Annotated in this window: 13 protein-coding genes; 9 read left to right on the top strand and 4 right to left on the bottom strand. The window is 44.9% G+C overall.

What is annotated here, in order from left to right; genetic code table 11:
- Position 1: 1 nt before the first annotated feature.
- Positions 2-586, bottom strand: coding sequence for a thymidine kinase (locus ACTW1R_RS14585; RefSeq protein WP_005227882.1), 585 nt, complete (start codon positions 584-586; stop codon positions 2-4).
- A 139-nt stretch (positions 587-725) separates the two neighbouring features.
- A complete protein-coding gene (locus tag ACTW1R_RS14590; protein WP_223597488.1) occupies positions 726-1,304 on the bottom strand; it encodes a GNAT family N-acetyltransferase in 579 nt (192 codons plus the stop codon).
- Positions 1,305-1,432: 128 nt separating this feature from the next.
- Between ACTW1R_RS14590 and msrA the strand changes: the two genes are divergently transcribed.
- Positions 1,433-1,951: a peptide-methionine (S)-S-oxide reductase MsrA gene (msrA, locus tag ACTW1R_RS14595; RefSeq protein WP_016609916.1), complete on the top strand. Its 519-nt coding sequence runs from the start codon at positions 1,433-1,435 to the stop codon at positions 1,949-1,951.
- 162 nt (positions 1,952-2,113) lie between these two features.
- Positions 2,114-3,178 carry an iron-containing alcohol dehydrogenase family protein gene (locus ACTW1R_RS14600; RefSeq protein WP_015510450.1) on the top strand — a complete coding sequence of 355 codons (1,065 nt, stop codon included), beginning with the start codon at positions 2,114-2,116 and terminating at the stop codon, positions 3,176-3,178.
- 150 nt (positions 3,179-3,328) lie between these two features.
- On the opposite strand, the gene ACTW1R_RS14605 is transcribed toward ACTW1R_RS14600, so the two are convergent.
- A complete protein-coding gene (locus tag ACTW1R_RS14605; protein ID WP_005227867.1) occupies positions 3,329-4,123 on the bottom strand; it encodes a Cof-type HAD-IIB family hydrolase in 795 nt (264 codons plus the stop codon).
- 354 nt (positions 4,124-4,477) lie between these two features.
- Between ACTW1R_RS14605 and ACTW1R_RS14610 the strand changes: the two genes are divergently transcribed.
- From ACTW1R_RS14610 to ACTW1R_RS14640, 7 genes are all read left to right on the top strand, one after another.
- Positions 4,478-5,893, top strand: coding sequence for a TrkH family potassium uptake protein (locus ACTW1R_RS14610; RefSeq protein WP_260603761.1), 1,416 nt, complete (start codon positions 4,478-4,480; stop codon positions 5,891-5,893).
- Positions 5,894-6,091: 198 nt separating this feature from the next.
- Positions 6,092-7,441 (top strand): Mur ligase family protein, encoded by a 1,350-nt coding sequence (locus tag ACTW1R_RS14615; RefSeq protein ID WP_123834461.1) that lies wholly within the window; start codon positions 6,092-6,094, stop codon positions 7,439-7,441.
- Entirely contained in the window at positions 7,434-8,105 is a 672-nt protein-coding gene (locus ACTW1R_RS14620) for a type 1 glutamine amidotransferase (protein ID WP_005227859.1), read from the top strand. The genes ACTW1R_RS14615 and ACTW1R_RS14620 overlap by 8 nt, the downstream gene beginning before the upstream one ends.
- Positions 8,106-8,292: 187 nt before the next feature.
- Positions 8,293-9,885 carry an alpha-glucoside-specific PTS transporter subunit IIBC gene (locus tag ACTW1R_RS14625; protein WP_016609922.1) on the top strand — a complete coding sequence of 531 codons (1,593 nt, stop codon included), beginning with the start codon at positions 8,293-8,295 and terminating at the stop codon, positions 9,883-9,885.
- 13 nt (positions 9,886-9,898) lie between these two features.
- Positions 9,899-11,230 (top strand): 6-phospho-alpha-glucosidase, encoded by a 1,332-nt coding sequence (locus ACTW1R_RS14630; RefSeq protein WP_008379332.1) that lies wholly within the window; start codon positions 9,899-9,901, stop codon positions 11,228-11,230.
- Positions 11,231-11,293: 63 nt separating this feature from the next.
- Positions 11,294-12,067, top strand: a complete 774-nt coding sequence (locus ACTW1R_RS14635; protein ID WP_077452306.1) for a MurR/RpiR family transcriptional regulator — start codon at positions 11,294-11,296, stop codon at positions 12,065-12,067.
- Positions 12,060-12,500: a hypothetical protein gene (locus ACTW1R_RS14640; RefSeq protein ID WP_005233546.1), complete on the top strand. Its 441-nt coding sequence runs from the start codon at positions 12,060-12,062 to the stop codon at positions 12,498-12,500. Before ACTW1R_RS14635 ends, ACTW1R_RS14640 begins: the two co-directional genes overlap by 8 nt.
- 56 nt (positions 12,501-12,556) lie before the next feature.
- Here the strand turns inward: ACTW1R_RS14640 and ACTW1R_RS14645 are convergent, their stop codons facing one another.
- Complete coding sequence (locus ACTW1R_RS14645; protein ID WP_016609923.1) at positions 12,557-13,387, bottom strand: endonuclease/exonuclease/phosphatase family protein; 831 nt, start codon at positions 13,385-13,387, stop codon at positions 12,557-12,559.
- Positions 13,388-13,401 lie beyond the last annotated feature (14 nt).

The following is a 13,401-nucleotide window of genomic DNA, read 5'->3' on the forward strand; positions in this document are numbered from 1 at the left end:
ATTATTCTCCTTCTTTTTTCATTCCCGGGTGAAAGTAATGTTTGCGGCAAACAGGATAATACGCTTCGTTACCGCCGATTTGTACTTGGTCGCCCTCGTAAACGGGTTTTCCGTCGATATAGTGCAAGTTCATGGTTGCTTTTTTATGACAGAACCAGCAGATGGTTTTCATCTCTTCGATTTTATCTGCGTAAAGCAACAAGTATTTTGAGCCTTCAAATAATTCATTGCGGAAATCATTTTTCAAACCAAAGGCCATCACAGGGATACCTAACTCGTCCACGATTTTGGTGAAAGCCAGCACGTGATGCTTCTTTAGGAACTGTGCTTCGTCGATCAAAATACAATAAGGTTTGTAACCGAGGTCTTTGATCAAATGGAACAGATCCGTTTCATCAAAAATCGGGATCGCGTCTCGTTCTAAGCCGATGCGGCTTGAAACATTTCCCACACCGCTTCTCGTGTCCAATCCACTTGTCATGATCACGACTGGTTTGTCTTGTTCTTCATAGTTGTGAGCAACTTTCAGTATCTCGATCGTTTTCCCACTATTCATTGCGCCATATTTAAAAAAAAGCTGTGCCATCTCGCCCATCCTTCCTCATACTCCTTTGGTATTATACTTGAAAAAGGAGAATTTTTACAGACTTAAATTCGACACCTGCCGCCTTTTACGCAAGAGTTTTACGAAAAATTAACGGATTTTTTGCCGCCGCCATCTCTTACTAGTTTCTGGCTTTTTGAGCAACTTCTGCCAATACTTGACTAGCCAGCGGATATTCTGGATTTTCATTCCCATTGATATCCGTTGCAATGATCACAAAACCAAGCTGCTGATACAGCGTGATTGCTGCGTGGCTCCAGGTTTGCGTATGAAGATACATCGGTTCGTTGGCTGCCTCCAAGACAGAAACGACTTGCGTGACCAAGCCGCGAGCGATCCCTTGACGTTGAGCTTGCGGCATTACTGCTACCCAATGGACTAGTGGAACCGGTGTGCCGTCTTGCTTGGCTTTTTTCCAAGCGGTAGCCGTACCGACCGGTGTACCTGATTGATCAAGGGCAAAAAACATTCGTTGTCCTAGCTGTGCTTGCTCGGGCATAAATTCCTTTTCAAAATACGCCAATGCCTCGGCCTCATTGTCAAACTCTCCGACGGATGTTTCAATCCGTGCCCAGTGCCTTTCGTCTCCTATTTGGTAGCTGCGTAATGAATAGTTATCGGATTGAACAGGCTGGATCGGTGTGCTTTTGTACGCTCGTTTCATCCAGATTTCTGCATATGGAATTGATTTATCTAACATTGGTTGTGCCTCTCTTTCTCATTTTGTTTTCTCGTAAAGAACTCATTTTCTGTTTTTTTCCTTCTTACAAGCATATCTCTTGTTTTTCTCTACTAGAAGCATACCATAGAAGCAAAGGAGGAATACCTATGAAAGATACGGCAATTTTTGCTGGCGGTTGTTTTTGGTGCATGGTGAAACCTTTTGACTCGCAGCCAGGCATCCTCAAAGTGGTTTCTGGCTTTACTGGCGGCCATGTGCCTAACCCAACCTACCAACAAGTAACGACAGGAACCACCGGTCACACCGAAGCAGTTGAGATCACCTTTGATCCTGAGGTCATCTCTTATGAAGAATTGGTTGCCATCTATTGGCAGCAGACAGACCCCACGGATGCGTTTGGTCAGTTTGCCGACCGTGGTGATTCCTATCGTCCAGTAATTTTTTACAATAGTGAAGAACAAAAAGCGATTGCGGAAAAATCAAAGGCGCAGTTGCAAGCTAGCGGCCGCTTTGACCGTCCGATCGTAACGAAGATCGAACCAGCAGAACCTTTTTATCCTGCAGAAGACTACCATCAAGATTTTTACAAGAAAAATGCAGCCCATTACAATGCTTATAGCGAAGGTTCCGGTCGAGCTGGCTTTATTCGCCAAAACTGGGCCTAACATTTTTGGAGCATGCCTCCCGATTCATCATTAACAGCCGATTTGCTCCCAAGGCAGATCGGCTGTTTTCTGTTTCTTTTGCCAAAAGGAAATTGACAGTCAGGGCATTTTCGCGATACACTGATTAGAAAATTCTGACGATTATAAAGGAGTGTTTGTTTGATGTTAGCCAATGAAGTCCGTCCAGGTCCTAATCGATATATTACTGGCGATGGGGTCTTATCTGATTTGCCAGAGTATTTAAGTGAGTTCCAAGAAGTTGCTGTGATCACTGGGGAGCAGTCATTCGATGTGTTTTCAGCCTATTACCCCCATTCATTTGACTACCCGATCTACCGCTACGATGGATCATCGAGTTATGAAAATGCGCAAGCCTTAGCTGAAGCGATCCAGCAAGCGGATGCCGTGGTGGCAATCGGCGGCGGCAAGGTCGCTGATACAGCAAAAATCACCGCCCAAACCCTTGGCGCAGAATTGATCGTGATCCCTACATTGGTTTCCAACTGTGCACCCTTCACCCCGGTGATCGTCGCCTATTACCCTGATCATACGATTTGTAAAATCGACTATGCCAAAAAAGGTGCCTACATGACGATCGTCGACACCCGTTTTTTACTAGCCACACCCGTTGATTACTTTATCGCTGGGATCGCTGATACGTTAGCCAAATATTATGAAATGGAAGCCATCGTCCGCAACATGGCAGAAGACGACAAGACTGCCTTAGTACGGCTAGGTTTCCAAAGCGCTCTTTTGATCAAAAACTTGTTGATTGCCGATGCGATCCAAGCTGTCAAAGACCTAGAAGTCGGGCAGCTGACCCCCGCCTTCGCCCGTATCACCGATGCGATCATTGCTTTGGCAGGCGAAGTTGGTGGTTTTGCAGTCGAATTTGGCCGCACATCTGGTGCGCATGCGCTGCATGACGGCTTGTCTTATTTGAGTGAGACCCATACCGTCTTGCACGGCAACAAAGTCGCCTACTGCATTTGGGTCCAGCTTGCCTATACCAATGATTTTGATGTGATTGAAGAATTACGGCCATTTTACGAAGCTTTGCACTTGCCAATGAAGCTGAAGGATCTCCACGTGACACGCCTTGATCGGGATTACTTCGCCTCGGTTCTGACCTATGCTGTCAAAGAAGAAGAAACCTTTATTTTGATCGATCCTGCGATCACACCCGAAAAAGTCTATCAGGCGATCGAAGCGGTGGAGGCGCTGTAAACCGTACACATTGCTAAACAGCTTTATATCAAAAAAACTGTTTCCCTAATACATTTCGGAAACAGTTTTTTTATTTGATCAAACAGACACGCAGTAGCGATCCTGGCTGCCCATATTCTTAGCGGGCGACAGCAACTGGCGCATTGCCCATCACTGCACGACTTCACCCAGCAACCCGTTTTCTAAACAGTAATGATAAATGCCTTCCTCGGCTACGTGACCGATCACTTCATCGGCGATTGCTTTTAACTCGTCCGAAGCATTATTCATTGCGAGACCCCAGCCGACTGCCTCCAGCATCTCAATGTCATTGTTGCCATCCCCAAAGGCAATGGCTTCAGATTTATCCAAGCCATAGTAAGCCAGCATTTTGGCAATGCCGCTTCCTTTTCCGCTGCTGGCTGGAATAATATCGACTGCGCGATCCCACCAGGCGGTGATTTTCGCCTCCGTGGTATTTGCCATCACTTTGGCGTAGTCTTCTTTCCCTGAGCCAAGCATCACTTGGAAAATGTCTTGCTGCTGGATCACCTCATCAAAATCTTCTGCTACGATCACTTCTTGGTGGGCAAAGGAAAAATACTCAACTAAGTCAGCATCTTTGCCATTGGCAACCGTTCGATCCTTCGTTGCGATCGCTACTGGACGCTTGAGGGCCGTGGCATTTTCAATGATTTGCTGAACATCTTTTTTAGGAATGGGGTTTTGGTGGATCCCCTCGGCTTGATTAAAACAATACGATCCGTTAAAGGTCAAAAACGCATCGAAGGTCACGCCTTCAAATTGCGGCAACGCGATGGGACTTCTGCCAGTCGCAATGCACAACAGGATCCCTTGCTTCTTCAAGGCTTTTAATGTGGCTAACATTCTTTCAGAGATTTGCTTTTTGCTCATATCGATCAGTGTGCCATCAACATCGAAAAAAATAATTTTTACGTCTTTCATGATACTCCCCATTTCCGTCTCGATTTTCAAAAAATTTGATGCGCTTTTTTGTCCGCTTTCTCGCTATTGTTCCGTGCGGATCGTCGCTGCTATCTTTTTCTTCTTTTATCTTCTCATAAATTGCCAGCGTTTTCTTCTGAAATCGTGAAATCCTTACTGATGTGCTTCGAGTTTTTAAGTTTCTTAAGCAATCAAGCTGCCGCAAGAACCACAGCCTGATCGTGTCCTCTAACCCAACGGCCCTTTCCAAAAGCTTTTCCTTGCACAATTTCTGCTGCTCATGAATTCTATCCTGCTTTCTTTCAAATCTACTTGGTTCTTTGGTATACTGGGGATAGTTTATTTAGTGAGGGGATTTTTGTAATGAACTTTACCCGCTTTGCCCGCTTGACGCAGCGCAGGAGCAAGACGTTTATTTCCCAGAATGTGTCTTCAATCCAAGTGATTGTTTTTTATTATATCGTGATGACGGTGGTCTCTTTGGGGCTTTTTTCACTCCCCTTCTTTCGAGAACCCGGCTCTCATGTCGCGTTTATCGATCTGTTCTTTATGGCGGTCAGCACGGTCAGTGTCACTGGGCTGACTACTTTTCCGATCAATGACGTGTTTAACGACCACGGGGTCATCTTATTGGAAGTCCTCTTTCAAGTCGGCGGTTTAGGGATCATGATGATTTCGACCTTTTTTGCGATCGTCTCACGGCGCAAAATCAGTTTAAAGCAGCGCCAGTTGATCATGACGGATATGAATCAGCCAAAGCTTAGTGGGATCGTTCGGATGATTCGAACGACGTTTACAATCATCTTGCTTTGTCAGGTGGTAGCAGGCACGATCTTTGCTGTTTATTTTCATCTTTACGGCTATTATGACAATTGGCGAGATGCGATCTTTTATGGATTTTATCAAGCGATCTCTGCTGTGACCAACTCAGGGTTTGATGTGACGGGCAATTCCATCTTGCCGTTTTCTCATGATTATTTCTTCCTGACGTGTATCATGATTTTGATTTTTATCGGGGGGATCGGATTTCCAGTAATTATGGACTTTCGGGAATGGGTCCTTTTTAAAATGAAAAAACAACGCCGCCGCTTGCCGTTTCGCTTTTCATTATTCACAAAAATTGCTGTTTTGGCTTTCGTGATCCTCTTTGTCGGCGGTACATTAGCGATCTTTTTCCTTGAGAAAGATTATTTGTTCAAAGATTACAGCTTTAGCGGTATGTGGATGAACAGCATGTTTTATTCCATGACAACGCGGAATGCTGGCCTACAGATCCATGACTTAGGCAACTTCCAAACCACGACGTTGATCGTTTTCTCCTTGCTGATGTTTATTGGTTGTAGTCCCAGCTCTGTTGGTGGGGGGATTCGGACGACGACCATTGCCATCATTGGGCTGTACCTCTATGCCTTCTTGAAAAGTGAGGACAATATCAATATCTTCGGTCGCCGGATCGATCAAGATGACGTCCGCAAATCAGTGGTGGTCTTCATGCTTTCGATGGGCATGTGCTTCTTTTGTGTCTTATTCTTGACCGCCATCGAGGATATCCCTTTGATCGCCATCATTGTTGAAGTTTCCTCGGCATTTGGAACCACAGGGCTTTCTTTAGGAATCACGGGCGATTTATCAACCATCGGCAAACTCGTGATTGCTCTTTTGATGTTTATCGGCCGTGTCGGTATGCTGTACACCTTGATGTTATTCGTACCAAAAGAAACACGTGACTTAGGCTACGAGTACCCAACGGAAAAAATCATTATCGGTTAAAGCAGCAGCAAACCTGGCAGAAGGTTTGCTGTTTTGCTTTTCAAGCCTTTGATCATCGCAAGTAAAAGAGCCATTTATCAGAATGGTCTTTGCAGAAATTTAAAGAATCGCAAAAGCAATTTAACCTTTTTCTTGGTATATGGTATGATAAATTGAATTTGCACAATGAAAGCATTCGCTCTAATGGAGGGTTACATTATGGGAATACGAAGTCATCTGGCTGTTTCAGTCGGTAAGACCTCTCAATGGGTATTAAAGAACTTTTTCAAAGGCGGCTCAAGCCTGCCTGGTAAATTAGCATTAAAAGTTGATCCACATATATTAGATCATTTGGCGAAAGATTACCAAGTCGTCGTGATCACAGGCACCAACGGCAAAACATTGACGACTGCCTTAACTGTCAATATTTTGCGCCAAGAATTTGATGAAGTATTGACGAACCCCACCGGCGCCAATATGGTCCAAGGGATCGTTTCAACCTTTCTATCGGCACGCCCTAAAAAAGGTAAAAAATTTGCGGTTTTAGAAATCGATGAAGCCAGTCTCAGCAAAGTAACGAAGTACATCAAACCGGAATTGTTCGTTTTCACTAATATTTTCCGCGATCAAATGGACCGTTATGGCGAGATCTATACGACCTATAAAATGATCGTTGAAGGTGCCGCAAACTCACCAGAAGCTACGATCCTCTGCAATGGGGATTCGCCACTGTTCAATTCGGTAGCAACTGTCAATCCGCGGAAATACTATGGATTTGATCATTTGCCAGATGAAGAGCAGATGGCCCATTACAATACGGATGGCGTGTTGTGTCCTGAGTGTCATCACATTTTACACTATAAAATGATCACCTATGCCAATCTTGGAAAATACTACTGCCCAAATTGCGGCTTCCATCGACCAGAATTGGATTATAAACTGACGGAAATGACCGCAATGGACAACACCTCTGCTGACTTTGTGATCGATGGCAACGACTATCGCATCGAAGTTGGTGGGATGTACAATGTCTACAATGCGCTGGCGGCAACTGCGGTTGCGGAATATTATGGCGTAGCACCTGTAAAAATCAAATCTGGTTTGGCCTATGACGAAAAAGTCTTTGGTCGTCAAGAAGTGATCCGCATTGGGGACAAAGAATGTACGTTAGTCTTAGTTAAAAACCCTGTTGGTTTGAACCAAGTCATCGATATGATCGGCCTGTCGCCCTATCCTTTCTCGCTAGTCAGCTTGTTGAATGCCAACTACGCAGATGGGATCGACGTCAGCTGGATTTGGGATGGCGACCATGAAGCGTTTGCCGATATGGGGATTCCTCAAGTGATCGCTGGTGGTGATCGTCACAAAGATATGGCGTTGCGGCTAAAAGTTGCGGGGATCCCTGAAGAAAAAATCATTGAAACCCCTGAACTTGATGACGTTATCAAGCAAATCGCAGACTTACCAACAGAAAAAGTCTATATTTTAGCGACTTACACTGCAGTCTTGCAGCTACGCAAAAAGCTTGCGGAAAAAGGCTATATCAAAGGAGGAATGAGTCGTGACTAAGTATCAACTGAATGTTGCCCACTTGTATGGAAATCTTTTGAATACTTATGGCGACAACGGCAATCTCTTGATGCTGCGCTACGTGGCCGAAAAACTAGGCGTGACCTTCAACGCAGAAGTCGTCAGCATTCACGAGCCCTTCGATCCTGAAAAATATGATCTCGTCTTCTTCGGTGGCGGACAAGATTTTGAACAAGTGATCGTTTCACAAGATATCCAATCAAAAAAAGAAGCCCTGACCAGCTATATCGAAAATGATGGCGTCATGCTGGCGATCTGCGGCGGCTATCAATTGCTGGGTCATTACTACATCGGTGCCAACGGCGAGAAAATCAATGGGATAGGTGCCTTGGATCATTACACCTTAAGCCAAGAAAACAATCGGTTCATCGGTGACATCGTGATCCACAATGAAGAATTCGATGAGACCTATTATGGCTTTGAAAACCATAATGGCCGTACTTTCTTAGGTAAAGGGGAAAAACCATTGGGGAAAGTCATCCAAGGACAAGGAAACAATGGCGAAGACCAAACCGAAGGCGTGGTTTACCGCAATGTGTTCGGCTCTTACTTCCACGGACCGCTCCTTGCAAGAAATGAGCATTTGGCAGAGCGCTTGATCCGCACCGCCCTTGCCAATCGTTATGGCAACGTCGAAATTTAAATACACGTACGTAGCAAACAAACCTGTGTTTCACAGGTTTGTTTTTTTTTGGGAAATTTCCCCGCAGTTGCCACTTCTTCTCTTTGTTTGCTTCTACGTTCCTATGCTGCCTCGCTTTATTGTAACCGCTATCTTTCTTTTCTATACTGAGGTTGTAGTAAAAATTGAAAGGAGATGTTAAGAAATTATGATGGAAAAAGTTCAGCGGTTTGGCGGTGCGATGTTTACCCCGGTCCTCTTGTTTTCCTTTTCAGGGATCATGGTCGCGCTGTGTATTATTTTTAAAAATCCGATGCTTGTGGGGAGCATCGCCACTGAAGGCTCTACTTGGTACAACATTTGGACGATCATTGAAAACGGTGCGTGGACAGTCTTCAACCAAATGGAATTATTATTTGTCATTGGATTACCGATCGGTCTCGCAAAAAAAGCCAATGCGCGAGCGGCAATGGAAGCCTTTGTCGTCTATATTACTTGTAATTATTTTATTTCTGGCATGATCGAGTACTTTGGTAACTTCTTCGGTGTCAACTTTGCAGCTGATCCCGGCGGTGAGAGTGGCTTGAAAATGATCGCTGGCATCAAAACATTAGATACTGGTATTATCGGAGCAATTTTTATTTCGGCAATCGTCGTCTATCTTCACAACAAGTTTTTCGATACGAAGCTGCCTGATTTTCTCGGAATCTTCCAAGGCTCTTCCTTTGTCGTGATCCTCGGTTTCTTTTTAATGCTGCCAGTTGCTTTTTTGATCGCATTGATTTGGCCGAAAGTCCAAGCTGGCATTGGGTCCATGCAAGGGTTTCTAGCAAGTGCTGGGGTCTTTGGGGTCTGGCTCTATACTTTCTTAGAGCGAATATTGATTCCCACAGGTCTCCATCATTTCGTGTATACCCCCTTTGTTTTTGGTCCCGCTGTCGTCGAAGAAGGAATCTCCAAATACTGGATGGCACATTTACAAGAATTTGCCCAATCCACCAGACCATTGAAAGAGCTTTTCCCTGAAGGGGGCTTTGCTTTACATGGCAATTCTAAGATCTTTGCTGCACCAGGGATCGCTGCTGCTTTTTATTTCACAGCCAAGCCTGAGAACAAAAAGAAGGTCTTAGCGATTTTGATCCCTGCCACTTTAACTGCCGTTTTAGCTGGTATCACTGAGCCATTGGAATTCACCTTCCTCTTTATCTCACCACCCCTCTTTGCGGTGCACGCTGTTTTAGCAGCGACCATGGCGGCAACGATGTTTGCCTTCGGGGTCGTTGGTGATATGGGGGGCGGCTTGATTGATCTGTTGGCGAAGGTCTGGATTCCGCTATTTCAAAATCATCGCAGTATGATCTTCACGCAGCTGGTGATCGGGTTAGCCTTTACTGCCCTTTATTTCCTTGTTTTCCGCTTCTTGATCCTCAAATTTAAGTTAGCCACACCAGGACGGGAAGAAAACAATAGCGAAGTCAAACTGTACACCAAAAAAGATTACAAAGAAAAACAAGCCAACACTGGTACGCCAGTGATTGCTGGTGCCAATCGCTACACCGAACAAGCCGCAGTCTACTTAGAAGGGTTTGGCGGTCGCGATAATATCGATAAAGTCACTAATTGTGCCACTCGCCTAAGAATCACCGTTAAAGATCAAGACCAAGTGCTGCCAGATGACATCTTTAAAGGCGCTGGTGCCCATGGTGTTGTTCGCAACGGCAACGCCTTCCAAGTGATCGTTGGCCTGGATGTGCCACAAGTGAGAGAACAATTCGAAAAATTATTAGCTGTATCAGACTAAGGAGGAAACAAAAATGAAAAAATTTTCAATCGTGATCGCCGGAGGCGGCAGTACCTTTACCCCAGGAATCGTCTTGATGCTTTTGGAACACTTGGATCGTTTCCCGATTCGCCAAATCAAGTTTTACGACAATTTGGAAGAACGACAAGAAAAAGTTGCACAAGCTTGCGAGATTTTATTGAAAGAACGCGCACCAGAAATCAGCTTTTTAGCAACCACTGATCCCGAAACCGCATTTCAGGATGTCGATTTTGTGATGGCGCATATCCGAGTTGGCTTGTATGCGATGCGCGAAAAGGATGAAAAAATCCCTTTGAAATATGGTGTGGTCGGCCAAGAAACTTGTGGTCCTGGCGGGATCGCTTATGGGATGCGTTCTATCGGCGGTGTCTTGGAGTTAGTCGATTACATGGAAAAATATTCCCCTGATGCATGGATGTTGAATTATTCCAATCCTGCAGCGATCGTCGCAGAAGCGACTCGTAAATTGCGCCCTGATGCCAAGATCATTAATATTTGTGATATGCCAGTGGGAATCGAAGAACGGATGGCGCAAGCGATCGGTTTAGCTTCTCGCAAAGAGTTGGTGGTTCGCTATTATGGCTTGAATCACTTTGGCTGGTGGACAGATATACGAGACAAAGCTGGCAATGATTTGCTGCCGCAGATCCAGGCACATGTGGCAAAATACGGCTATTCATTGCCAGAAGAAATCGAAGCGAGCCAACATGCTGATGCCAGCTGGATGCACACCTTTGCCAAAGCAAAAGAAGTGTACGAAGTTGATCCATCCACTTTGCCAAATACCTACTTGAAATATTACTTTTTCCCTCAAGATGAAGTGGCGCACACCAACCCATCTTTTACACGGGCAAATGAAGTCATGGCTGGCCGCGAAAAACACGTCTTTGGTGAATGCCAACGCATCGTAGAAAATCAGACAGCGACTGACACCACGCTTGAAGTGGATGAACACGCCAGCTACATCGTGGACCTTGCACGAGCGATTGCTTATAACACGCAAGAACGGATGCTGTTGATCGTGCCTAACGAAGGAGCGATCGTCAACTTTGATGAACAGGCAATGGTGGAAGTACCTTGTATCGTCGGCAGTAACGGAGCAGAACCAATCACACAAGGCAAGATCCCTCGCTTCCAAAAAGGATTGATGGAACAACAAGTCGCCGTAGAAAAATTAGTCGTGGAAGCTTGGGCAGAGGGTTCTTATCAGAAGCTATGGCAAGCACTGATTCTTTCAAAAGTGGTCCCAAATGCCCGTGTAGCCAAAGAATTACTCGATGAATTGATTGAAGCAAATCAAGCCTTTTGGCCAGAATTACACTAGCCAGCGTTCTTCGCCTCCCCTCCTGGCTTTTCAGCTATACTTAATCCATAAGGAGGGGTTTTTGTGAAATTACAGTATTTGATTCAACAGCACCAATCGGAGTTAAGTGAACTTGATCGTGGCATTCTAAACTACATTCTTTCCAACGGCGATACCGTTCTATCTATGGGGATCGTCGAGCTATCCGAGCAGGTTCACGTCTCAAAGTCATCTATTTTACGGTTGACGAAAAAACTTGGTTTTTCTGGCTATTCCGAGTTCAAATATTTTTTACGGCATCAGCAAGAACAGATAACAACGATTTCGCAGCAAAAAACGATTTTTGAAAAACAACAAGAGGATATTTTCGCCACCCTCAACTATTTAAAAACGGTAGACTTAGCTGCCCTCAACCGCTTGTTTGACCGCAGCAAAACCATCTACTGCTACCCAACTGGGTTTTCCCAAAAGAAAGCACTGGAGGAGTTTTCCAAAATGATGCTTTCTATGGAAAAACGAGTGATCGTATTGCCGAACAAAACGGAATTTGATATGGTCATGCCGATGATCACTGCCGAAGATTGTGTGATCATCGCCTCACTCAGCGGCGAAACAGAAAACGTCAAAGAGAATCTGACGACTTTTGCGATTCGTCAGATTCCCGTTTTGACATTGAGTGCGCCAGGAGATAATTATTTTGCTCGCCATTCAACGTTTCACCTGACCTATTATTGCGATTTTTTTCAAATCGGTCGCAAGAAAATCCCTAGCCAGTCTTTGATCGGACTGAGCTGCTTGATTGATTATTTGATCCGTTCCTACGGACTATTCACTTTACAGGAGGGCAACCATGACTAAACGTAAATGGGCGTTTCCATTGATTTTACTGAGTTATTGGCTTTTGATCGCCGGTGCTTACTATCTTTATCTTTCCTTGACTGCCTTCAACCATGGGATGACCTTTGCCCAGTACCTCAACTCGCAACCGTTAGCCGCTTTAGGGGTCTTGTTAAGTAGTCTCCTTTTGCTGCAAGGGGCTTGCCTGTACTTTATTCAACGGTTTTCCATGAGTAAAAAAGGCCTTTTGGGACAATATTTATTCCTGATCTTCTTCCAGCAGTTACTGACAGCGAATGTCATCGGCGCAGGACTCGTCTTTTTTACAAGAAGAAGTCTTTCGAGTCAGGAGGAAAACGCAACTTGGGGCGAAAAGAGTTTTACCTATGGGGCATTAGCATTCATTCTTTTATTGAGTTTATTCTTTTTCCTCCTTGTTCGATCAGCGATTTAACTTCCCCAAAAAGAAAAGCAGTGCCAGTTGGCACTGCTTTTTTGCTATCGTTTCTGCTAGTTTGGCTCTGTTTTTGAAGCAAAAACCACTTTGATTCCAAAGTGATCGCTGACGATCGGAGTACGCGTTCCGTCAAAAACGACTTCATATTCCGTTGCTTGCAGGTCATTGGATGCAAAAACATAATCGATCCGCAATGCTTCTCGATTGTCTTGCCAACCATCAATGGCTTTAACGACAGAGGCTTCACCGATCGTTTCGGCAGCCGTTAAAAAGCTGTCTTGCAGCTGTAAGGAGCTGTCAAGGACGAGTTGATGACCAGAACTGGCCGCATCGTTGTTGAAATCTCCTAGGATCAATAAGGTATCTGCCCGTTCTGCTAAAAATGCTTCTGTCTGTTGCCACTCGTAGGCAAATTTACCGTCTTGCCACCAAGAAAAATGACAGCTAACGACTTGTACGATCTGTCCATCGGCTTCAGTCACGCCGCTCAGGTTTTTGCGTGTGGTATGATCCCAGACATCCGTGGCTTGTGAAGCAAGGTATTCTTTGGCAATGATGGGCTGTTTGGACAATAAGGCATTGCCTTCGTGGTAAATGTCATAGCCTACGTGACTGTAGGTCCATGACCAGTAGTAATCACAGTCTAACAGTTGCAGTTCTTCCACTAGGCGTAAAGCAAAATTGTCCTCCTTGATTTCCACCAGCGTATCTGTGGGGCAATAAAGCCCATCAGGAACGATGGTTTGAGCAGCGATCGTTTGGTTGACTTCTTGCAAGGCGATGATGTCATAGTCGCCTGTTGCGATCTCTTGTGCGATCATCTTGCATTTTTCGAGCTGATTTTCTTCTAACCAGCTATGGGTGTTCAATGTTAATACCTTCATGAATAAGGCTCCTT

The sequence above is a fragment of the Enterococcus sp. R12 genome, from assembly GCF_058135755.1.

Coding starts and splice junctions, on each gene's coding strand:
- ACTW1R_RS14585 (WP_005227882.1), bottom strand. CDS start 586: ATGGCACAGCTTTTTTTTAAATATGGCGCAATGAATAGTGGGAAAACG.
- ACTW1R_RS14590 (WP_223597488.1), bottom strand. CDS start 1,304: ATGTTAGATAAATCAATTCCATATGCAGAAATCTGGATGAAACGAGCG.
- msrA (WP_016609916.1), top strand. CDS start 1,433: ATGAAAGATACGGCAATTTTTGCTGGCGGTTGTTTTTGGTGCATGGTG.
- ACTW1R_RS14600 (WP_015510450.1), top strand. CDS start 2,114: ATGTTAGCCAATGAAGTCCGTCCAGGTCCTAATCGATATATTACTGGC.
- ACTW1R_RS14605 (WP_005227867.1), bottom strand. CDS start 4,123: ATGAAAGACGTAAAAATTATTTTTTTCGATGTTGATGGCACACTGATC.
- ACTW1R_RS14615 (WP_123834461.1), top strand. CDS start 6,092: ATGGGAATACGAAGTCATCTGGCTGTTTCAGTCGGTAAGACCTCTCAA.
- ACTW1R_RS14625 (WP_016609922.1), top strand. CDS start 8,293: ATGATGGAAAAAGTTCAGCGGTTTGGCGGTGCGATGTTTACCCCGGTC.
- ACTW1R_RS14630 (WP_008379332.1), top strand. CDS start 9,899: ATGAAAAAATTTTCAATCGTGATCGCCGGAGGCGGCAGTACCTTTACC.
- ACTW1R_RS14640 (WP_005233546.1), top strand. CDS start 12,060: ATGACTAAACGTAAATGGGCGTTTCCATTGATTTTACTGAGTTATTGG.
- ACTW1R_RS14645 (WP_016609923.1), bottom strand. CDS start 13,387: ATGAAGGTATTAACATTGAACACCCATAGCTGGTTAGAAGAAAATCAG.